Source organism: Acinetobacter sp. YH16044 (assembly GCF_013417145.1).
Taxonomy (GTDB): Bacteria; Pseudomonadota; Gammaproteobacteria; order Pseudomonadales; family Moraxellaceae; genus Acinetobacter; species Acinetobacter amyesii.
The window spans coordinates 55884-77223 of record NZ_VPEK01000001.1 but is presented as its reverse complement, the minus strand read 5'-3'; the positions used below and the strand labels follow the sequence as shown (position 1 = coordinate 77223).

Below are 21340 nucleotides of genomic sequence, written 5' to 3'. Positions count from 1 at the left end.
TAAATGAATAATAGGCCAAGCATGTCTCAGATCGTTGAATACAATGAAGATAACGCCAGTGACTATGAATGGTTTGATGGTTTTGCCGTGATTCGCTTCTATGCAGACTGGTGCGCGCCCTGTGTACAGAACTTCCCAGTATTTGAGCAGTGCGCAAGTCAAATGTCAGCGCAGCATACACGGCTTAAATTTGGCAAAGTGAATATTGATTCCTCACCGATACTGACATTGCGTTATAACGTTTATGGACTACCCTCTACCTTGCTGTTTTATCGCGGGAAAGTGATTCAACGTATTGCAGGTGTCAAATCACTGACTGAATTAACAGCCATCATTCAAGATGCGATGCAGTCACACTCAACTCATGACTAAATAGATGTACCTTTTATTTGGATGCAGGCTCATTTGGTAGGCGTACAAACTTCATTAGCGTATTACGCACCAATGGCAACACGATCAAAATGAGCGGGAACGCCACCATCCATGACATACCCCAAGCGCGCAGCCAAATACCAAGAAAGCCTTCAACTAAGCCTTTATTCATCAGCATATTAAAGCAGGAAATTGAACCGCTCATAATGCCGGACAGAATTAGGGGCATCAGCCAAGTCATGTGTTTGGGATGAAATTTTGGGAGTTGATTCATCTGTAAATACCTATTATTCGTCTTGGGCTGCGTTGTGGGCTTTTACGGTTTGTTTTAGGGTTTTCATAAATTCAATAAATTGCGGTAAAAACTCCTTAAATAAAGGGTTGTCTTTATTTTGCAACAAAGTTTCACCAAACAGTTTCAGACCCACGGCAAAGGCTTTGGTCTTTTCATCATCTAAGAGCTGTGCTTTGGTCAAGTGTTCGAGCACCTTAAACAAGTCGTCATGGTTGTAAGCATTAAACTGCAACGCTTCGGTATACGTCGATGGATTGCCCTGTGCATCTGCAATGTGTTTGAGCGTAATTTCATATTGATGCTGTTTCATTGTGTCACCTCCATACGGCTGATTTCGACAGCCGCCTGATCGATTTTTTCTGAAATGGCATACACCTGTTCAGGTGTTAGTTCACAGTGCTGAATTTTGATGCGCAGTGATGCTTTTAAGTTTTCCATCGCACGTTTGATGTCGACGTATTGTTCATTGTTATGAATCTGCTTACGGGTATCAAAACGACACAGAATTTTCTCTACTGTGGCTTTTTCGGCATCTAGATGAACTAAGCCTGACTGCGTAACGCTGTATTGTTTACGGTCTTCGGCATTTAGTTCTGCATGGATGTATTGCTGTTCTTCGAGGTAATTCAGCGTTGGGTAAATTGTCCCTGTGCTTGGGCTGTAACCGCCACCGACGATTGCGCCGACATCTTTAATAATGTCGTAGCTAAACTTAGGCGATTGGGAGATCAGATGCAGCACCAACAGTTTCATGTGCCCTGCTTCAAACAGGCGTTTTCGGGTTTTAACTGGACTATCGCTTACGTCCAAAAGGTCTGAATTTGACATTGCAAAGATACACCTTAAGATTAATTAAGATATATCTTAATACAATTGAATTATATTAACCTACTTTTTTAATTCTTATTTTGTTTGGAGCTTCAATTAAAATATTAACTACTTCCATCGGTTTACAATTTTCACTAAACCAGAATTGTAATTTTTTACCCTTAAATGGCCTTATCCTAACTGATCCATTTTTATTAGCATTTCGATCTATTTTAGCTATATCTAGCGGAATAGCACCATCACCAACATAAATATCCATTTGACTTTCATGCGTACCTAAGTAGCTAGAATATGAAATTCCAAAGTTAATACAGCTCCAATTAAAATACGTATCATGCAAAGTCAACTTATATATTGGCATTTCATTAATTTCATTGATTTCATTGATTTCATTGATTTCATTGATTTCATTGATTTCATTGATTTCATTGATTTCATTGATTTCATTGATTTCATTGATTTCATTGATTTCATTGATTTCATTGATTTCATTGATTTTGAACCTATTTCCATTCCACTTAGGTTTCAATTCTTTTATCAAACTATCTTCCAAACCAGCAGCTAGATTAAGCTTAAACCCTCCATATTCCATTAATCCAACATCTTCAAATAACCAAATTTCAATGACCTTGCCCATGCTAATCAATCTAGTTAATTCAAAATTATTTCGAATATTTGTAGTTTGGGTACGACCTGGCTTTAGATAACCTTTAAACCTATTATCTAAATTTTGTGTAGTTTTACCAATATAGAGCAATTCATTATTCTCTATAAACGCATACAGTATATTTTCTACACCAGATGAATAATTTAACTTATAAATTAATTCCTTACTGCTCCCAATATTCCAGAACCCCACATTTTTAAAACCAACATCAATAAGTTTTTGCCTAATATTCATACAACCCTTTTGATTTTATATTGTTTATTTACAATAGATTACCACGAAATAATATTTGTTTTTTTGATTAAAACATAAGCACTTTTTAAATTATATATTCATTTCCTAATAAAAAAACCCGCCTTGCGGCGGGTCTTTTTTAAATCAATTCAATCTATTATAGACGAACCAACTCAACAATTTTCTCAGCAACTTCTTCAGCAGTCTCGAATGCATAAGTCACATCAGTACCTTCAGCACTATCTGTAATCACAACCACACCTGTTTCACGTACAAGTGCAACTTGCTCTACAGTTAAACCAGCTTTCGCAATCGCAACCACACCTTGCTGAATCAACAAGCTTTCAATCGCTTGCGCATTTTCAAGGGCTTTAGCAGTCACAGTTACCGCAGCAGGTTTTTGACCTAAACGTGCAGCACGCGCTTCAGCAGTTACAGGCTCGTTGTGTGCAGTCCATTCCACTGCAGACTCAACCATACCCGCACCAACAGTTACGTTGTTTAAACGGTCAATAAAGATGAATGAACCTGTGTAACGACTATCTTGATAACGGTCGAATACTACTGGCGCATCAAACTCAATCGTTACATCTGCAATCGCATTCAATTCAAGCTGTTCAACTTCCGTTTTTTCCAATGTGTTTACATTGGTACGATAGTTGATTTTCGCAACTTTCGCAGGAATAGTTTGTGTACCAAACTTCACGTTATATAGTTTGCCAACCACTAAAGGCGCATCTGTCATCCATACCACAGAGGCACGTGCAGAACGTGAAATTAACGGCTGTTCGCCCGCTTTCACCAACACGTTACCGCGTGAAATATCAATTTCATCATTTAGCGTAAGTGTTACAGCTTGACCTGCAACAGCATGGTCTAAGTTACCGTCAAAAGTGACAATTTCTTTAACAGTAGACGACTTACCAGATGGCAATGCAGTAATGGTATCGCCAACTTTCACTTCACCAAGTGCAATCGTACCGCAGAAGCCACGGAAGTCGAGGTTCGGACGGTTAACATACTGAACAGGGAAACGGAATTCGTGCTTGCTCGTATCATGCGAAATTTCAACAGTTTCCAAAGTCTCCATTAAAGTCTGACCTTGGTACCAAGGTGTAGATGGAGATTTGTTTACAACATTATCACCATTCAACGCAGAAATTGGCGTGAAGATGATATTCGCAGGTTTACGGTCGCCTAATTGGTTCACGAACTCGTTGTATTCAGCTTGAATCTCATTGAAGCGTGCTTCAGAGAATTCAACCAAGTCCATTTTGTTCACTGCAACCACAATATTACGAATACCTAAAAGGCTCGCAATAAATGAGTGACGACGCGTTTGAGTTTGTACGCCATAACGCGCATCAATCAAGATGATCGCTAAATCCGCAGTAGACGCACCCGTTGCCATGTTACGTGTGTACTGCTCATGCCCCGGGGTGTCAGCAATAATGAACTTACGTTTTTCTGTAGAGAAATAACGGTAAGCCACGTCAATGGTAATACCTTGTTCACGCTCTGCTTGTAGACCATCGACAAGTAAAGCCAAGTCAGGCGCATCACCCGTTGTACCTACTTTTTTAGAGTCACGAGTCACAGCTTGTAATTGATCTTCATAAATCAATTTTGAATCGTAAAGCAAACGGCCGATTAAAGTCGATTTACCGTCATCTACGTTACCGCAAGTCAGGAAACGTAGAAGGTCTTTATTTTCGTGTTGTTTTAAATACGCCAAGATGTCTTGGCTAATTAAATCTGATTGATGAGACATTGCTCAAAGCTCCACATATTCTTTTGAAATCGGTTTCTGAATCTTTTTAATCCCTCTAAATCTCCCTTTAAGAAAGGGAGACTTTGCTCCGTTATTTCTCGGGAGTTCCCCCTCTTTAGTAAAGAGGGTGAGCAGCACTGCTGCGCAAGGGAGATTATGAGATTCTTAGAAGTAACCTTCCTGCTTTTTCTTTTCCATCGAACCTGCTTCATCATGGTCGATCATACGACCTTGACGTTCAGATGTGGTGGCTAAAAGCATCTCTTGGATAATTTCCGGTAAAGTTGTTGCAGTTGATTCAACCGCACCTGTAAGTGGGTAACAACCTAAAGTACGGAAACGCACCGATTTCATTTGTGGCACTTCACCTTCGTTCAAACGCATACGCTCATCATCAACCATGATCAGTGTACCGTTACGCTCAACCACTGGACGTTCAGCAGCCAAGTACAAAGGAACCAATTTAATATTTTCGAGGTAGATGTATTGCCAAATATCCAACTCAGTCCAGTTAGACAATGGGAACACACGAATACTTTCACCTTTGTTCACTTTACCGTTGTAAAGATTCCAAAGTTCAGGACGTTGGTTTTTAGGGTCCCAACGGTGTTTGGTATCACGGAACGAGTAAACACGTTCTTTGGCACGAGATTTCTCTTCGTCACGACGTGCACCACCGAAAGCAGCATCAAACTGATATTTATCAAGCGCTTGTTTTAAGCCTTGAGTTTTCATAATGTCAGTATATTTTGAGCTACCGTAATCGAATGGATTTACGCCTGCATCTTTACCTTCTTTGTTTTGATGCACGATCAAATCAAAGCCATGCTCTTTTGCCATGTTGTCACGGAAAGTAATCATGTCTTTAAATTTCCAACCCGTGTCTACATGCAGTAGTGGGAATGGAAGTTTGGCAGGATAGAATGCTTTTAAAGCAAGATGCAGCATGACCGCTGAATCTTTACCGATTGAATACAGCATGACTGGGTTTTCGAACTCAGCAGCAACTTCACGGATGATATGAATACTCTCAGCTTCAAGCTGTTTAAGATGAGTAAGTCTTTCCTCATTTAATGACATGGACAACACCAGCTTAGAATATGTGTACTTATTACACTTTTAAAGATATATATACATTATAGTGATTAAGCTTTCATAACGATTGCTTGTTTTGTGATATTGATATTCTTATTCGTCATATACAAATTGTCTGATACTGCTTATCAATTTTAATTAATTTAATACGATAGACTTATCAATTTCAGTATTATTCTAGTCCGAGACCCGTAAGTTTACGCAATTTTTTATCAATTAACTAATCGCTAAATCCTCTAAACAATCGGTATTCAAACTCGCTCAAAGTACCTAAAGTAGCTATATCACTCTCCAATAGTTATTGATATGCCATATAGTCACTATACGCTTGAAACCTTAAAGTCGCTGATTGAAGCAGCAGGTCTTGCTGGCTATATTTATCAGCATTCTTCACACATGCTTGTGCTCCAAGAAGCCTTGAATGATGACGGCAGCCCACTGAATAACTTTATCCAACATGAGCTGAGTGCTGACCAAATTGGCCTTCAGTTCGGCCTACGACTTTTGGACAATAAACTCGAATTTTTGATTGGGGTGACTCACAGTAACCAAGATCGCGGCTACGAAATTGGCGCAGGCAATTTAAAGGCAGATCAACGCGCATTTAATCTGCTCTATGCTTTTTACAATTTCCCCAAAGCATTTCACTTAATCCACTTCCCGCTCGCAGCCAATAGCACCCAGTTAGAAGAAGAGATCGAAAAGCAATTGTTTCAACTTGAAAGCATGGGCTTTTTAGACACTGCGATTAAAACCAATCCGATGGGCGAACAAGTGAAGTGGATGAAAACCTTTATTGTTCAAGCGGCTTTAGATATGAAAGTACGCATTCAAACTTCATTGTTATAAAAACGGTTAAAGCCACCTAAAAATAGCTCTATTGAACACCAGTTCAAATCTCCATATGACATCGAAAGTCACGGTAAAGCTCTCAGCACTGCCGTGACGGTTATAAATTTACATTTCCTAACATTGTTTTCTGTGCCTTTTAACAAGCCATTTCTCTCCCTTGAGCACGACCACTTATATATCTGCAATTAGACTGAAAATTTGATTGATCACAATGACTTAAATCTTAAATGGGTAAAGCAGAAATACTATTAACTTTAGATTTAGATAATCCTGACTTAATTGATCACCTATTTTTAAAGAAAAACTTAGTAATAGCTCACATAAAAGCCGACTTTTTGTTAATCTGATCTGTAATTTTTTTACACAATTTCGACAGATAATGTTATTTTATTTACTGAAAAAAATTCGGCCAGAATTATTTTTTTTGATTTTTTATAAGCATAAATATAGAGATAAATATAATGTGGGAATTGTTTACTCACCCGTCTAATATCGTGTTTAGCATCAGTCTCTGCTTAATGTTCTTGTTTGGACTTTTTGAGATTGTGTTAACAATTTTAGGGGGTGGTTCTCAAGGCTTCTTAGATCAATTCCTACCTGAGGATGTTGGTCATAATGCAGAGCTAGGTGTAGATGCCGATGCAGGTATCGTGACACGTGTGCTCGATTGGTTGTATTTGGGTCGTATTCCACTGTTTGTATGGCTCATCATTTTCTTATGTGTCTATAGTTTATTGGGCTTTGCTATTCAAGCCATCGTTAACCAAATGACCAGTATGATGTTCAGTGCATGGATTATTGCACCAGCCTGTATTTTTCTGTGCATGCCCTTCGTACGTTTTAGCGCAATGCTCATTGCCCGTATTTTACCCCAAGATGAAACCACTGCCATTTATAGTGATGAATTGATCGGTAGAACGGCCACGATCATTTTGGGTGATGCACGACCCCAGTCTCCTGCTCAAGCCAAAGTCAAAGATCAACACGGATTGACCCATTATATTTTGGTTGAACCTGAACAAGATGAAATTTTCAGCCAAGGTCAATCAGTGGTTTTAACCCAAAAAACAAATGTAGGCTTTCAAGCCACCATGCTCTAAATTTTGAATGAATTGATGCTCGATCAGTTCTTCTAACACCATATAAATACATTTAACGCGTCATACGTTCAGCAAATCTCGAAGTCATGATGAGTCAACAAAATACTGATTTTTAAACCAAACTTGTTAGCACTTTAGAGGGTTAACTTGAACTACAACAAAAGAGATAAACGTCCATGTTAGACATTATTCCAAGCGGTATCCTTGTTTCAGTCGGGATAATTTTTGCCGCACTTATTTTTATTGGTTTTATTATTGCTCGACTTTATCGTCGCTCAAGTAAAGAGATTTCATTTGTGCGTACAGGCTTCGGCGGTGAAAAAGTGATTTTAGGTGGCGGTGCTATTGTGCTTCCGGTGCTGCATGAAATTATTCCAGTCAATATGAACACCCTACGTCTTGAAGTACGCCGTGCAGATGACCAAGCGCTGATTACACGTGACCGTATGCGTGTCGACGTGATGGCGGAGTTCTATGTCCGTGTGAAACCAACCGCAGATTCGATTGCTACCGCAGCACAAACGTTAGGTCAAAAGACCATGTCGCCAAATGAGTTAAAGAATTTGGTTGAAGGTAAATTCGTTGACTCATTACGTGCAGTTGCCGCAGAAATGGCGATGGAAGAGTTGCATGAAAAACGTGTCGACTTCGTACAAAAAGTTCAGCAAGTGGTGTCTGAAGATTTACATAAAAACGGTTTGGAACTTGAAACCGTTTCATTAACTGGCTTAGACCAAACTGGCTTTAAATACTTCAACCCACAAAATGCGTTCGATGCTGAAGGTTTAACTAAACTGACGGAAACCATTGAAGACCGTCGTCGTAAACGTAATGCGATTGAACAAGATGCAGATCTTGCGATTAAGACCAAGAACTTAGAAGCAGAACAAGCACGTCTACAAATTTTGCGTGAAGAAGAATATGCAAAACTGCAACAAGAACGTGAAATTTCAATCCGTCGTGCAGAACAGCTTGCAGAAATTGCATCACAAGAAGCTGCTAAAAAACGTGAAGCCGAAGAAGCGCGTATTGCTGCTGAACGTGAAGTTGACTTAAAGCGTATTACTGCTGCACGTGACGTTGAAAATCAAAATATTCAAAAGTCACAAATTATTCAGCAAGCCCAAGTGGAACAAAAGAAAACCATTGAACTCGCTGAGCAAGACCGTGCCATTGCCATTGCTGAAAAATCTCGTGCTGAATCTGAAGCTAAAGCGCATGCCGATCAAGCCCGTGCTCAAGCGGTAAAAGCCGAAGAAGAAGTCATTACCGTTCGTCAAATCCAACAAGCTGAACGTCAAAAAGCTGTCGAATTAGTCTCTGCGAAAGAAAAAGCAGAGAAAGATGCGATTGCCATTACTGTCGCGGCAGAAGCAGGTAAACAAGCAGCAGCAGATGATGCAGAAGCTATCCGTATTGCAGCTGAAGCCGAAGCTGAAAAAGTTCGCTTAAAAGCAAAAGGTGAAGCTGACGCAAAAGTTCTCTTGGCTCAGGCGATGGAAAAACAATACCAAGTTGATGCTGAAGGTACACGTGCAGTGAACGAAGCAAACAACGTATTGTCATCTGAACAGGTTGAAATGCAAATTCGTTTAGCGATGCTGAAATACTTACCTGAAATCATTCGCGAAAGTGTGAAACCAATGGAAAACATTGATGACATTAAGATTTTGCAAGTGAATGGCCTAAATGGTGGTCATGCAGGTTCTTGCCAAGGTGATGCTCACCACGAAGGTAGTGGTAATGTTGCCTTGTCAGACCAAGTGGTGAATAGCGCCCTACGCTACCGCAGCCAGGCCCCACTGATTGATAGCTTGATGAGTGAGCTCGGTATCCAAGGTGGCGATATTAACGGTTTAACTCAGAGCTTAAAAACCAGCAAAAACTAAGTTTTTGATTGAGATAGGGCTCCATCAAATCTCTTTATTCAGAAGTGATTGCTTGAGCAACACATTCTAAATGAATTAAAAAAGCAGTGTCCGCACTGCTTTTTTTATGGCTTAGATACTTGTACTTATGGGCATACAATCTCCCAAAGAAATGAACAACATTTTCTGTCTTATCAGAGCGCTTTTAATGGTTTCTGACATTTATATTTCGCATCACAGCCTGATGTTAAATCAATGAACAAATGGCGTATTTCATAAAAATACTCATTTAGAAGCTATAGAGCAAACAGCATAAAATTATGAAACAAAATATTTAAAATCAATTAATTGATATATCCTTCTCATCTTACAGAATAAGATATTTACTTCTATATATTCAGCTCGATAACATTTTGTTCTATCTATTGTTTTTATAAAACTTGGAAATTGCTTATTAAATTGAAAATAGAGCCTAACAAGGTTTTTGCACTTCAAACCATCAACTAAAAAATAATAGCTGGCTATAGATGTATATGCTCCTGTAGATATTCTTAAAAAGATTTCATCACTGAGATAGCAAATTTCACCAATTTTAAAGCTCCCATTCTCATATTCCTGATCTACCATCCTTTGTATAAGGCTTGAGAAAAATACATATAAAATAATTTCTATTAAAAATGTTAGGCTTCATCCAAGTAAAACAGCTCTTTGATGATAAAGATCCATTAAAAATCTCAATTAAATTAGTTATTTTCCCTAAAATCAATATACTGCACGCTATACGAAATTATTTTTAAAAATCATAAACCTATGACCATCCCCGCAATCATCACATATTCGGATTATTATGTGTTTTTTACATTTCATAGTTATTGAACAACCAATATTCCATCCGTTTATGCAGCGTCACTGCACCCCAAAGCAGAACACATAGCCATGCCCTTATGGCTTTTGCATAGCGGCTGAAATACGCTTTTTTTTTGCGTAAAAAAAAAAAGAGAATCCGAAGATTCTCTTTTGATGTTTAAGTATGGCGATTAAACCAAACCTTTGCCTTTCAGCACTTCGTACATGGTCGAACCTAATTCAGCAGGACTACGGGTATAAGCCATACCAGCTTTTTCAAAGGCAGCGAATTTCTCTTCTGCTGTGCCTTTACCGCCCGAAATGATTGCCCCTGCATGCCCCATACGTTTGCCTTTAGGTGCAGTCACACCCGCGATATAACCGACAACAGGCTTTGTTACATTCGACTGAATATATTCAGCTGCTTCTTCTTCCGCTGTACCACCAATCTCACCAATCATGATGATCGCTTCAGTTTGCGGGTCATCTTGGAACAGCTTTAAGCAATCAATTTGGTTCATGCCCGGAATTGGATCTCCCCCAATACCGATACAAGTCGACTGACCTAGACCCAACTTCGTAGTTTGCGCTACAGCTTCATAGGTTAATGTCCCTGAACGCGAGATAATGCCGATTTTACCTGGTTGATGAATATGCCCCGGCATAATACCGATCTTACATTCACCTGGGGTAATAATCCCTGGACAGTTTGGCCCAATTAAGCGTGCGTTATTGCCATAGGTTTCTAGGTAACGTTTAGCTTTTAGCATATCGAGTGTCGGCACACCTTCAGTGATCACCACAATCAGCTCAACACCTGAATCAATCGATTCAATAATTGAATCTAGGACAAATGGTGCAGGTACATAAATCGAGGTTGCCGTTGCACCCGTTTCACGCACTGCTTCTTTCATGGTATTAAATACGGGCAGATTCAAATGTTGTGTGCCGCCTTTACCCGGAGTCACCCCACCGACCACTTTTGTGCCGTAAGCAATTGACTGTTCAGAATGGAATGTGCCGTTTTTACCGGTAAAACCTTGCACCAATACTTTGGTGTCTTTATTAACTAATACGCTCATGATCTCTACTCCCTTAGCCTTTTACCGCAGCAACAATTTTTTCTGCAGCATCAGCCAAGCCATTTGCAGAAATCAATTTCAAACCTGATTCATCAAGTAATTTTGCACCCAACTCTGCATTGTTCCCTTCTAGACGAACAACCACAGGTACAGTCACATTTACTTCTTGAACCGCTGCAATAATTGCTTCAGCAATCATGTCACAACGTACAATTCCGCCAAAAATATTAATTAATACACCCTGCACAGAACTATCCGCCAAAATGATTTTAAAGGCTTCAATTACGCGTTCTTTGGTCGCGCCACCGCCTACATCTAGGAAGTTTGCAGGTTGACCACCATATAGCTTGATGATGTCCATGGTTGCCATCGCTAGACCAGCACCATTCACCATACAGCCAATATTGCCTTCTAAGGCAACATAGTTCAGATCAAACTCAGAGGCTTTCAGCTCACGCTCATTTTCTTGCGTTTTATCGCGTAGTGCTGCGATTTCTGGTAAGCGATATAAAGCATTTGAGTCGATACCAATTTTTGCATCCACACATAAAATCTCGCCATTTTCACGTACGGATAACGGGTTAATTTCAAATAAAGCAAAATCATTTTCAATGAATGCTTGATAAGCTGCAGACATGATTTTGACAAATTGATTCACTTGACCATCTTTTAGGTTTAAAGCAAACGCCACTTCACGTGCTTGGAATGGTAACAATCCAACTAGAGGATCTACTTCAACTTTAATAATTTTTTCAGGCGTTTCTTCTGCAACTTTCTCAATTTCAACCCCACCTTCAGTCGATGCCATAAAGGTCACACGACGGCTAGAACGGTCAACTACAGCACCTAGGTACAATTCACGCTCTACTGGATAAACATCTTCAGATACCAAAATACCGCTGACGGGTTGACCTAATGCATCTGTTTGATAAGTGACTAAGCGTGAGCCGACCATTTGGTTCACATAATCAGTGGCTTCTTGTGCAGATTTTACGACTTTAACGCCGCCTGCTTTACCACGACCACCTGCATGCACTTGGGCTTTGAGTACCGCAAACTTACCACCCAGTTGCTCAAAAGCTTTGACTGCTTCTTCTGCGGTAGTTACAAATACGCCTTCTTGGACTGGCATACCATATTTTTTTAATAACGCTTTAGCTTGATATTCGTGTAGATTCATTGAACAACCTTTTACTCTTTTTTCGCTTTGTTATGACCCATTAAAGCCCAGACATCCGTCAAAGCAGCTTTAACCTTTTTAAATCTTAAAATATTTCTTATCTTTATTTTTAGATGATTATTCAAATTAAAACAACCATCTGAAACAAAAAAGAGCGGCCTAAGCCGCTCTTTTTACATCTTATTTACGTTTACGCTGAATCGCGTGAATTGCACGTCCATCGACTGCAAGCGCCGCCTCATGAACCACTTCAGAGAATGTCGGGTGACCGAAAGTCATTAACTGAAGATCTTCAACTGAAGACACAAACTCAAGCGCGATCATGCCTTGGTGTACGATATCAGACGCTGCAGGTCCAATCACGTGCATACCAAGTAGACGATCTGTTTTCGCATCAGCAACAAACTTAACAAAGCCTGCGTTTTCACCAGCAGCCATTGCACGACCATTCGCAGCAAAGCCAAATTGACCAGTCTTCACTTCATGGCCTTTTTCTTTCGCTTGCTCTTCTGTTAAACCAACCCACGCCGCTTCTGGGTGTGTGTAGATGACAGAGATAATAGTATCGTAGTTCACTTGAGCTGCGTGACCGTGCATACGTTCAACAGCCATTACGCCTTCTTCCATTGCTTTATGTGCAAGCATTGGACCACGTACCAAGTCACCAATTGCGTATACGCCTTCAACCGAAGTTGCACACCAATCGTTTACTTCAACTAGACCGCGTTCAGTGAGTTTAATGCCTGAATCTTCAGCCAATAAACCTTCTGCATATGCTTTACGGCCAACACAAACGATCAATTTATCGAAAGTTTGAGTTTTGTCTTCGCCACCTTGCGTATACTTAACAGTAACTTCACGGCCATTTACTTCTGTACCAGCAACTTTAGCGCCAACACGGATATCAAGACCTTGTTTAGTCAATACTTTTTGGTAGTCTTTTGCCAAAGCTTTATCAGCCATTGGTAAGAATGCATCCATTGCTTCAAATACAACAACTTCAGCACCTAGACGACGCCATACTGAACCAAGTTCTAGACCAATGACACCCGCGCCAATTACGCCAAGACGTTTAGGCACTTCTGGGAACTCAAGCGCGCCAGTAGAGTCAACAATAATGTCTTGATCTACAGGAGCAACTGGAATATTGACTGGCACAGAACCCGATGCAAGGATTACATATTTAGGTTCTAAAATTTGAGTTTCACCTTCGTGAGATACAAACTCAACTTTCTTACCTGCAAGTAATTTACCTGTACCTTTTAACCATTCGATACCATTGCCTTTAAGTAGGCCATCGATACCCATCGTCAATTGGTTAACAATTTTGTCTTTACGATCAAGTAATTTTGCAAGATCAAATTTCACTTCACCTGTTGTAATACCGTGGTCATCTAAGTGATGAACGGTATCTTCATAACGGTGCGATGAATCAAGTAATGCTTTAGATGGGATACAACCCACGTTTAAGCAAGTACCACCTAAAGATGGTTTACCTTTATGAATACGTTTTTCAATACAAGCTACTTTAAAGCCTAATTGAGCAGCGCGGATAGCAGCCTCATAACCACCAGGACCGCCACCAATAACAACTAAATCAAATTGAGACATGTGTATCTCCAAAAATGGGCTTAGAGGATCGCTCTAAGCCCATTGCATTATTCTGAAGTATTAAAGATCAAGGATTAGCTTAGCTGGTTCTTCTAACAATTCTTTGATTGTTACAAGGAAGCCGACTGCTTCTTTACCATCGATTAGACGGTGGTCATAAGAAAGCGCTAAGTACATCATTGGCAAGATTTCAACTTGACCATTTACAGCCATAGGACGTTCTTGGATTTTATGCATACCCAAAATCGCAGTTTGTGGCGTATTTAAGATAGGTGTAGAAAGCAATGAACCAAAAGTACCACCATTAGTAATAGTGAAAGTACCACCAGTCATATCTTCGATACCCAATTTACCATCACGCGCTTTACCAGCGTATGCACGGATACCGTTTTCAACTTCAGCATAGTTCATGCGGTCAGTATCACGAAGAACTGGAACCACTAGACCACGGTCGCTTGATACAGCAACACCGATGTCGTAGAAACCGTGGTAAACGATGTCATTGCCATCAATCGAAGCGTTTACAGCTGGGTAGCGTTTAAGTGCTTCAGTTGCCGCTTTAACGAAGAATGACATGAAGCCAAGACGTGCACCATGACGCTTTTCAAAAGCATCTTTGTATTGCGCACGCATTTCCATGATTGGTTTCATGTTTACTTCGTTGAACGTAGTCAACATTGCAGTTTCTTGAGTTGCAGCAAGTAAACGTTCAGCAACACGCTTACGAAGACGAGTCATAGGAACACGTTTTTCGATACGTTCACCAACAGCAACGCTTAATGGCGCAGCAGCAGGAGCAGCTGGTTTAGCTTGATGGTTTGCAACATCTTCTTTAGTGATGCGACCGCCACGGCCAGTGCCAGCAACGTCAGCAGCAGCAATGCCAGACTCAGTCAATGCTTTACGCACTGCAGGAGCTTGATCAGCAACAGGTTGAGCACGTTCAACAACAGGAGCAGCGCCCGCTTGAGTTTGCGCAGCAGCTTGTTCTACTTTCTCTTCTGATTGAACAGCTTGAGTTTGAGCAGCGCCAGAAGCAGCACCTTCTTCAAAAGTCGCAATCACTTCGTTCGATAAAACTGTATCGCCTTCGTTTTTAACGATTGCAGAAATCGTACCGTCAGCAGGAGCTACAACTTCTAAAACAACTTTATCTGTTTCAATATCACAAATCACTTCGTCACGTGATACTGCTTCACCTGGTTGTTTGTGCCAAGTTGCAACTGTACCGTCAGCAACTGACTCTGGGAATACCGGTGCTTTAATTTCGGTTGCCATTATTAAGAATCTCCTGTTATTCAGCTACGATAGCTAAAGCATCATTTACGAGCTGAGCTTGTTGTTTTGCGTGCAAATATGGTGAACCACAAGCCGGTGCAGCAGAAGCTTCACGACCTGCATAACTAATACGAACTTGTTTGCCCGCTTTCATCACGTCGTCATAAAGACGCGGAGCGATGAATAACCATGCACCTTGGTTCTTCGGTTCTTCTTGAGCCCAAACCAATTCTTTAACATTTGGATATTGTGCCAGAACTTCAGCAAGACGTGCTTCTGGATACGGATACAATTGTTCAATACGAACGATTGCTGTGTTGTTCAATTCTTTTTCACGACGTTTTTCAAGTAAGTCGTAGTAAACTTTACCACCGCAAAGCACTAGACGAGTTACGTCTGACTTGTTGATATTGTCGATTTCATCAATCACAGTTTGGAATGAACCATTTGCAAGTTCTTCTAATGTAGAGGTTGCAAGTTTGTGACGAAGAAGCGACTTCGGTGAAGTCACGATCATTGGTTTACGGATTGGACGAAGTGCTTGACGACGCATCGCATGGTAAATCTGCGCTGGTGTAGTCGGTGTGATCACTTGCATGTTTTCTTCAGCACATAGCTGTAAGAAACGCTCTAAACGAGCTGATGAATGCTCAGGACCTTGACCTTCAAAGCCGTGTGGAAGAAGCATAGTCAGACCGCATACACGTTCCCACTTAGTTTCGCCAGACGCGATGAACTGATCGATTACAACCTGTGCACAGTTTGCGAAGTCACCAAATTGCGCTTCCCAAATGACAAGGCTCTTCGGAAGAGTCGTTGCATAACCGTATTCGAATGCAAGAACCGCCATTTCAGACAATAATGAGTCATAAATAGCTGTACGTGGTTGGTTTTCTTTCAAGTTACATAATGGAATGTAAGTTGAACCATCGACTTGGTTATGAAGTTTTGCATGACGGTGTGAGAATGTACCACGACCAACGTCTTCACCTGTTAAACGAACAAGGAAACCTTCATCTAGAAGAGACGCGTAAGCTAATGTTTCAGCAGCACCCCAGTTCAATGGCATTTCACCAGTCTGCATTTTCAGACGGTCATCAATCACCTTAGCAACCTGACGTTGCATCACGAAGCCTTCTGGAAGCTCGCGCATTTTCGCACCAAGCTCTTTTAGACGTTCGATTGGGAAAGTGGTATCCCATTTGTCTGTGTATTCGTGGCCTAGGTAAGGTTTCCAGTCCACAAACATTTTTGTATTTGGCTCAAGTACCAACGCATTTGCAACGTGTTTACCTGCTTCAAGGTCAGAACGATACTGTTCAACCATTGCATCAGCAGAAGCGCGATCAAGAACACCTTCTTGTACAAGCTTGTCAGCATAAAGCGTACGTGTAGTCGCTTTTTTATTGATGATTTGATACATCATTGGCTGAGTTGCAGCTGGCTCGTCGGCTTCGTTATGACCACGACGACGGTAGCAGAACATATCGATTACAACGTCTTTACGGAATGTATGACGGAAATCGTGTGCCAATTGAGAAACAAATAATACAGATTCAGGATCATCACCGTTCACATGGAAGATCGGTGCTTGGATCATTTTCGCGATGTCAGTACAGTATTCTGTAGAACGCGCATCACGTGGGTCAGACGTAGTGAAACCAACTTGGTTGTTCACGACGATATGAACTGTACCACCCACGGTATAACCGCGAGTTTGTGACATTTGGAAAGTTTCTTGGTTTACACCTTGACCTGCAAATGCAGCATCACCGTGAACGATGATTGGTAATACATCATCACCACCGATATCTTTACGACGTACTTGACGTGCGCGTACAGAACCTTCTACTACAGGTCCAACGATTTCTAAGTGTGATGGGTTAAACGCTAATGCCAAGTGAACTTCGCCACCCGGAGTCATGACGTTTGAAGAGAAACCTTGGTGGTATTTAACGTCACCAGAGCCTTTTTTATGCAGAGATTTGCCTTCGAACTCACCAAATAGATCAGCTGGGTTTTTACCCATGATGTTTACAAGAAGGTTTAAACGGCCACGGTGAGGCATACCGATAACCACTTCTTTACAACCTACCGAACCCGCACGTTGAATAAGTTCATTCACCATAGGAATGAAAGATTCACCACCTTCAACACCGAAACGTTTCGCACCAACGAATTTGTTACCAAGGTATTTTTCTAGGCCTTCAGCTGCAGTTAGACGTTCAAGGATATGTTTTTTCTGGTCTGCAGTGTAGCCAAATTGACCACGAGTACCTTCAAGGCGTTGTTGAATCCAACGTTTTTCTTTGGTATCAACAATGTGCATGTATTCAACACCAATCGAAGCAGTGTAAGTTGCTTCCATTGCTTGAACCATTTCACCAAGTGTTGCTTCAGACTTACCGATTGCAAGGTTACCTGTATTAAATACAGTATCTAAGTCAGACTGAGTTAGACCGTGCGCAGCAAGATCTAAATCAGGCACGATTTCACGTTTTGCAAGACCAAGTGGATCTAATTTTGCGTTTTGATGACCACGGTTACGGTATGCAGCGATCAACTGTAATACACCGATTTGACGGCGTTCATGTTCAGAACTTACTGCACTTTGCACTACTGGCTGAACACGGCTTGAATTACGGCCTAATAATAGGAATTGCTCACGTACATTGCTGTGTGGTTGATCACCTTTCGGGAATTTATCGAAGTATTCACGCCAATCAGCCTCTACTGAGTCTGGAGCCGTTAGATACTGCTCATAAAGTTCTTCAATATACGCTGCACTGTCAGCGCTAAGTTCAGTGTCAAGACGCAGTGCGTCAGCAACTTCTTGCATGTGTGGACCCATTTCCTATTGCAAAACATTTCAGGATGCTTTTTAAGCGAACCCATGATTAGTAATGTCAAATTGGTAATATGACATTAGTCCCCATTAGGCTTAAGCCTTGAGGCGTTATCACTACATTAGGATTACCCAATGTGATTAATGAACAATAACGCCCTCAGCGGCATCATTACTCATTGAGAAATACCCGACATAAATCGGGCAATTTTTGCAAATCGTCTTAGAAAAAATAAAATTTGCACCATTATCTTTTCTAAAGCGACTTTATTAACATTTATATACCGTCTACAGCGCTTAAATTGTAGAAAAAATGTACCTAATTCAAAGTCATTTTTTACATATAGTGATGCTTTAAATGCTAACACGTTCGAGCATTTTCAATTGATTTTTTTGACACATACCTCTCATAAATTAGCGAAATACACTGTTTGTATTTTCATCTATGATATGGTGCTACATATAAAATGATCTTTCAATTAAGACAAAAGTCTACGTTCGATTTTTCCCTCATCTCATATACAAAAACAAAAGAGAGCTGACATTCCTATCCTCTCTCTTTTTACTACGTTACATAATAACATCTTCTAATCCTTTTGACAGACTTGAACGAGCGTTTCATCAATAAATAACCATTTATCTATCGCTTTATACCCTTAATTCACTGCGTTTTTATAAAATCCATTTAAAGCACACATCAATAACAGCGAATAACTTTCACTATCATCACTTTTATATATGACAAAAAAAAGCGCACCCAATGGTGCGCTTCTTTTTACTGCTAAATCTATTAACCAAGATCTAAAAGCATATTACGGATGTGACCGATTGCTTTAGTTGGGTTAAGACCCTTAGGACATACAGATACACAGTTCATGATACCTTTACAACGGAACAATGAGAATGGGTCGTCAAGACGAGCCAAACGCTCTTGAGTTGCTGTATCACGAGAGTCAATGATGAAGCGATATGCGTTCAACAATGCTGAAGGACCCAAGAACTTGTCTGGGTTCCACCAGAATGATGGACATGAAGTTGAACAACATGCACAAAGAATACATTCGTACAAACCATCTAAATGTTCACGCTCTTCAGGAGACTGCAAACGCTCTTTAGGAGGCGCAGGCTGATTGTTGATTAGGAACGGATGGATTTTATTGTACTGATCGTAGAACTGATTCATATCTACAACCAAATCTTTAATTACTGGAAGACCTGGAAGCGGACGAATTGTAATCACTTCTGGTAAGTCGTTTAGGTTCCAAAGACACGCCAAACCATTTTTACCATTAATGTTTACACCATCAGAACCACAAATACCTTCACGACATGAACGACGGAATGTTAATGATTCGTCTTGAACTTTTAATGCTAGAAGTGCATCAAGCAACATACGATGCTTATCAGTCAACTCTAGTTTAAAAGTTTGCATGTACGGAGCTGCATCCTTATCAGGATCGTAGCGGTAGATATTAAATGTACGAGTACCTCTACTCATCTTACTTCTCCCAATTAGAATGTACGTGGTTTAGGCGGAATAGCATCTACAGATAAAGGCTTGTAACGTACTGGTTTGTACTCAAGACGGTTATCTACAGAGAACCATAAAGTGTGTTTCATCCACTCATCATCACGACGACCGTATGGGTAGTCAGCATGATCAGGTGGTAATTCAAAATCTACCACTGTATGCGCACCACGACATTCTTTACGTGCAGCTGCAGAAATCAGTGTCGCTTTCGCAACTTCATACAGGTTTTCAACTTCTAGAGCTTCAACACGCGCTGTGTTAAATACTTTAGATTTGTCTTTCAAGTGAATGTTACGTACACGTGGTTCGATCGCAAGAATCTGTTTCACACCCTCTTCAAGAAGTGCAGATGTACGGAATACACCAGCATGGTCTTGAACGATGTCACGGATTGCATCAGCAACTTCTTGAGCATTTTCACCAGAAGTAGATTCATCAAGATGACGAACACGATTCAAAGTGTTTTCAAGAACAGTTGTAGGTAATGGAGCGTATTCATCACCATGGTGTTTAGTTACGTAGTCAACAATATGTTCACCAGCAGCTTTACCAAATACAACCAAGTCAAGCAATGAGTTTGTACCTAGACGGTTTGCACCATGTACAGATACACATGAACATTCACCGATTGCATAAAAACCTTTCACTGGTTTAGTGAAATCACGGTCGCCCGCGTTGTGTGAGTACACATCAGTTTCTTTGTTGTAGTTCGCAACCAAAGCTTCAGTTTCACGAGAAACAGGAACAACCACTTGACCATGAATGTTTGTAGGAATACCACCCATTTGGTAATGGATTGTAGGTACTACAGGAATTGGCTCTTTAGTGATGTCAACGTTCGCGAATTTCTTACCAATCTCGAATACAGATGGAAGACGTTTCATGATTGTTTCAGCACCAAGATGCGTCATATCAAGCAAGATGTAGTCTTTCTTAGGACCACAGCCACGACCTTCTTTAATTTCTTGGTCCATAGAGCGTGATACGAAGTCACGAGGTGCCAAGTCTTTAAGTGTCGGAGCATAACGTTCCATGAACGGCTCACCAGCATCGTTACGAAGGATCGCACCTTCACCACGACAACCTTCTGTCAACAATACGCCTGCGCCCGCAACACCTGTTGGGTGGAATTGCCAGAATTCCATATCTTGTAATGGAATACCTGCACGAGCTGCCATACCAAGACCGTCACCAGTGTTGATATAAGCGTTAGTAGATGCACGGTAAACTCGACCAGCACCACCAGTAGCAAACAATGTAGCTTTACCTTGGAATACTGCAATTTTACCCGTTTCTTGGTCAATTGCTGTCACACCAAGTACATCGCCTGCTTCGTTACGGATCAAATCAAGTGCGATCCATTCTACGAAGAATTGAGTACCCATTTTCACGTTGCTTTGATAAAGCGTGTGAAGAAGTGCGTGACCTGTACGGTCGGCAGCAGCACATGCACGTGGAACTGGCTTTTCACCATAGTTCGCAGCATGACCACCAAACGGACGTTGGTAAATTGTACCGTCAGCGTTACGGTCAAATGGCATGCCTAAGTGTTCAAGTTCATATACAACTTGAGGCGCTTCACGAGTCATGAACTCAATTGCGTCTTGGTCACCTAACCAGTCAGAACCTTTAACTGTGTCGTAGAAGTGGTAGTGCCAGTTATCTTCTTGCATGTTACCAAGAGATGCACCAATACCACCCTGCGCTGCAACAGTGTGCGAACGAGTTGGGAATACTTTAGTCAGTACAGCAACTTTCAAACCAGCTTGAGCAAGTTGGTAAGAAGCACGCATACCTGAACCACCACCACCAACGATGACTGCATCGAAAGTTTGGTGTGGAATATTTGTGTAATCTTCTTTAGGGGTTATAGCGCCCATGATAT

17 protein-coding genes are annotated in these 21340 nt (G+C 40.9%); 4 read left to right on the top strand and 13 right to left on the bottom strand.

The window, feature by feature from the left end; genetic code table 11:
* Positions 1 to 21 precede the first annotated feature (21 nt).
* Entirely contained in the window at positions 22 to 372 is a 351-nt protein-coding gene (locus tag FTV38_RS00315; protein WP_180020679.1) for a co-chaperone YbbN, read from the top strand.
* A 13-nt stretch (positions 373 to 385) separates the two neighbouring features.
* Here the strand turns inward: FTV38_RS00315 and FTV38_RS00310 are convergent, their stop codons facing one another.
* The 6 genes from FTV38_RS00310 to cysD all read right to left on the bottom strand — a co-directional run bounded on the left by FTV38_RS00310 (position 386) and on the right by cysD (position 5247).
* Positions 386 to 646 carry a DUF2798 domain-containing protein gene (locus tag FTV38_RS00310; protein WP_180007479.1) on the bottom strand — a complete coding sequence of 87 codons (261 nt, stop codon included), beginning with the start codon at positions 644 to 646 and terminating at the stop codon, positions 386 to 388.
* 13 nt (positions 647 to 659) lie between these two features.
* Complete coding sequence (locus FTV38_RS00305) at positions 660 to 977, bottom strand: DUF3861 domain-containing protein (protein WP_180020677.1); 318 nt, start codon at positions 975 to 977, stop codon at positions 660 to 662.
* A complete protein-coding gene (locus FTV38_RS00300; RefSeq protein WP_180020675.1) occupies positions 974 to 1495 on the bottom strand; it encodes a PadR family transcriptional regulator in 522 nt (173 codons plus the stop codon). The genes FTV38_RS00305 and FTV38_RS00300 overlap by 4 nt, the downstream gene beginning before the upstream one ends.
* A gap of 55 nt (positions 1496 to 1550) precedes the next feature.
* Positions 1551 to 2396 carry a GIY-YIG nuclease family protein gene (locus tag FTV38_RS00295; protein WP_180020673.1) on the bottom strand — a complete coding sequence of 282 codons (846 nt, stop codon included), beginning with the start codon at positions 2394 to 2396 and terminating at the stop codon, positions 1551 to 1553.
* 157 nt (positions 2397 to 2553) lie between these two features.
* On the bottom strand, positions 2554 to 4167 hold the full coding sequence (gene cysN, locus FTV38_RS00290; protein WP_180020671.1) for a sulfate adenylyltransferase subunit CysN: 1614 nt from the start codon (positions 4165 to 4167) through the stop codon (positions 2554 to 2556).
* Positions 4168 to 4332: 165 nt separating this feature from the next.
* Positions 4333 to 5247, bottom strand: coding sequence for a sulfate adenylyltransferase subunit CysD (cysD, locus tag FTV38_RS00285; protein ID WP_078189893.1), 915 nt, complete (start codon positions 5245 to 5247; stop codon positions 4333 to 4335).
* Between the two features lie 321 nt (positions 5248 to 5568).
* On the opposite strand from cysD, the gene FTV38_RS00280 reads away from it, so the two are divergent.
* The 3 genes from FTV38_RS00280 to FTV38_RS00270 all read left to right on the top strand — a co-directional run bounded on the left by FTV38_RS00280 (position 5569) and on the right by FTV38_RS00270 (position 9103).
* Positions 5569 to 6111: a hypothetical protein gene (locus tag FTV38_RS00280; protein ID WP_111884395.1), complete on the top strand. Its 543-nt coding sequence runs from the start codon at positions 5569 to 5571 to the stop codon at positions 6109 to 6111.
* A gap of 464 nt (positions 6112 to 6575) precedes the next feature.
* A complete protein-coding gene (locus FTV38_RS00275) occupies positions 6576 to 7214 on the top strand; it encodes a YqiJ family protein (RefSeq protein WP_180007473.1) in 639 nt (212 codons plus the stop codon).
* 176 nt (positions 7215 to 7390) lie between these two features.
* Positions 7391 to 9103: a flotillin family protein gene (locus FTV38_RS00270; protein ID WP_168379214.1), complete on the top strand. Its 1713-nt coding sequence runs from the start codon at positions 7391 to 7393 to the stop codon at positions 9101 to 9103.
* A gap of 1016 nt (positions 9104 to 10119) precedes the next feature.
* Here the strand turns inward: FTV38_RS00270 and sucD are convergent.
* The 7 genes from sucD to FTV38_RS00235 all read right to left on the bottom strand — a co-directional run bounded on the left by sucD (position 10120) and on the right by FTV38_RS00235 (position 21335).
* On the bottom strand, positions 10120 to 11010 hold the full coding sequence (gene sucD / locus FTV38_RS00265) for a succinate--CoA ligase subunit alpha (RefSeq protein ID WP_168379215.1): 891 nt from the start codon (positions 11008 to 11010) through the stop codon (positions 10120 to 10122).
* A 13-nt stretch (positions 11011 to 11023) separates the two neighbouring features.
* Positions 11024 to 12190 (bottom strand): ADP-forming succinate--CoA ligase subunit beta, encoded by a 1167-nt coding sequence (gene sucC / locus FTV38_RS00260; protein WP_078192988.1) that lies wholly within the window; start codon positions 12188 to 12190, stop codon positions 11024 to 11026.
* Positions 12191 to 12370: 180 nt separating this feature from the next.
* A complete protein-coding gene (gene lpdA, locus FTV38_RS00255) occupies positions 12371 to 13801 on the bottom strand; it encodes a dihydrolipoyl dehydrogenase (RefSeq protein ID WP_078189903.1) in 1431 nt (476 codons plus the stop codon).
* A gap of 60 nt (positions 13802 to 13861) precedes the next feature.
* Entirely contained in the window at positions 13862 to 15079 is a 1218-nt protein-coding gene (gene odhB, locus FTV38_RS00250; protein WP_078192990.1) for a 2-oxoglutarate dehydrogenase complex dihydrolipoyllysine-residue succinyltransferase, read from the bottom strand.
* A gap of 16 nt (positions 15080 to 15095) precedes the next feature.
* Entirely contained in the window at positions 15096 to 17918 is a 2823-nt protein-coding gene (locus FTV38_RS00245) for a 2-oxoglutarate dehydrogenase E1 component (RefSeq protein ID WP_111884450.1), read from the bottom strand.
* Between the two features lie 796 nt (positions 17919 to 18714).
* A complete protein-coding gene (locus FTV38_RS00240; RefSeq protein ID WP_078189905.1) occupies positions 18715 to 19422 on the bottom strand; it encodes a succinate dehydrogenase iron-sulfur subunit in 708 nt (235 codons plus the stop codon).
* Between the two features lie 14 nt (positions 19423 to 19436).
* Positions 19437 to 21335, bottom strand: coding sequence for an FAD-binding protein (locus FTV38_RS00235; RefSeq protein ID WP_078189906.1), 1899 nt, complete (start codon positions 21333 to 21335; stop codon positions 19437 to 19439).
* Between the last annotated feature and the right edge of the window lie 5 nt (positions 21336 to 21340).

Bases quoted from the DNA above. Each gene is read 5' to 3' on its own strand.
- FTV38_RS00315 (WP_180020679.1), top strand. From the start codon at position 22: ATGTCTCAGATCGTTGAATACAATGAAGATAACGCCAGTGACTATGAA.
- FTV38_RS00310 (WP_180007479.1), bottom strand. From the start codon at position 646: ATGAATCAACTCCCAAAATTTCATCCCAAACACATGACTTGGCTGATG.
- FTV38_RS00305 (WP_180020677.1), bottom strand. From the start codon at position 977: ATGAAACAGCATCAATATGAAATTACGCTCAAACACATTGCAGATGCA.
- FTV38_RS00300 (WP_180020675.1), bottom strand. From the start codon at position 1,495: ATGTCAAATTCAGACCTTTTGGACGTAAGCGATAGTCCAGTTAAAACC.
- FTV38_RS00295 (WP_180020673.1), bottom strand. From the start codon at position 2,396: ATGAATATTAGGCAAAAACTTATTGATGTTGGTTTTAAAAATGTGGGG.
- cysN (WP_180020671.1), bottom strand. From the start codon at position 4,167: ATGTCTCATCAATCAGATTTAATTAGCCAAGACATCTTGGCGTATTTA.
- cysD (WP_078189893.1), bottom strand. From the start codon at position 5,247: ATGTCATTAAATGAGGAAAGACTTACTCATCTTAAACAGCTTGAAGCT.
- FTV38_RS00280 (WP_111884395.1), top strand. From the start codon at position 5,569: ATGCCATATAGTCACTATACGCTTGAAACCTTAAAGTCGCTGATTGAA.
- FTV38_RS00275 (WP_180007473.1), top strand. From the start codon at position 6,576: ATGTGGGAATTGTTTACTCACCCGTCTAATATCGTGTTTAGCATCAGT.
- FTV38_RS00270 (WP_168379214.1), top strand. From the start codon at position 7,391: ATGTTAGACATTATTCCAAGCGGTATCCTTGTTTCAGTCGGGATAATT.
- sucD (WP_168379215.1), bottom strand. From the start codon at position 11,010: ATGAGCGTATTAGTTAATAAAGACACCAAAGTATTGGTGCAAGGTTTT.
- sucC (WP_078192988.1), bottom strand. From the start codon at position 12,190: ATGAATCTACACGAATATCAAGCTAAAGCGTTATTAAAAAAATATGGT.
- lpdA (WP_078189903.1), bottom strand. From the start codon at position 13,801: ATGTCTCAATTTGATTTAGTTGTTATTGGTGGCGGTCCTGGTGGTTAT.
- odhB (WP_078192990.1), bottom strand. From the start codon at position 15,079: ATGGCAACCGAAATTAAAGCACCGGTATTCCCAGAGTCAGTTGCTGAC.
- FTV38_RS00245 (WP_111884450.1), bottom strand. From the start codon at position 17,918: ATGCAAGAAGTTGCTGACGCACTGCGTCTTGACACTGAACTTAGCGCT.
- FTV38_RS00240 (WP_078189905.1), bottom strand. From the start codon at position 19,422: ATGAGTAGAGGTACTCGTACATTTAATATCTACCGCTACGATCCTGAT.
- FTV38_RS00235 (WP_078189906.1), bottom strand. From the start codon at position 21,335: ATGGGCGCTATAACCCCTAAAGAAGATTACACAAATATTCCACACCAA.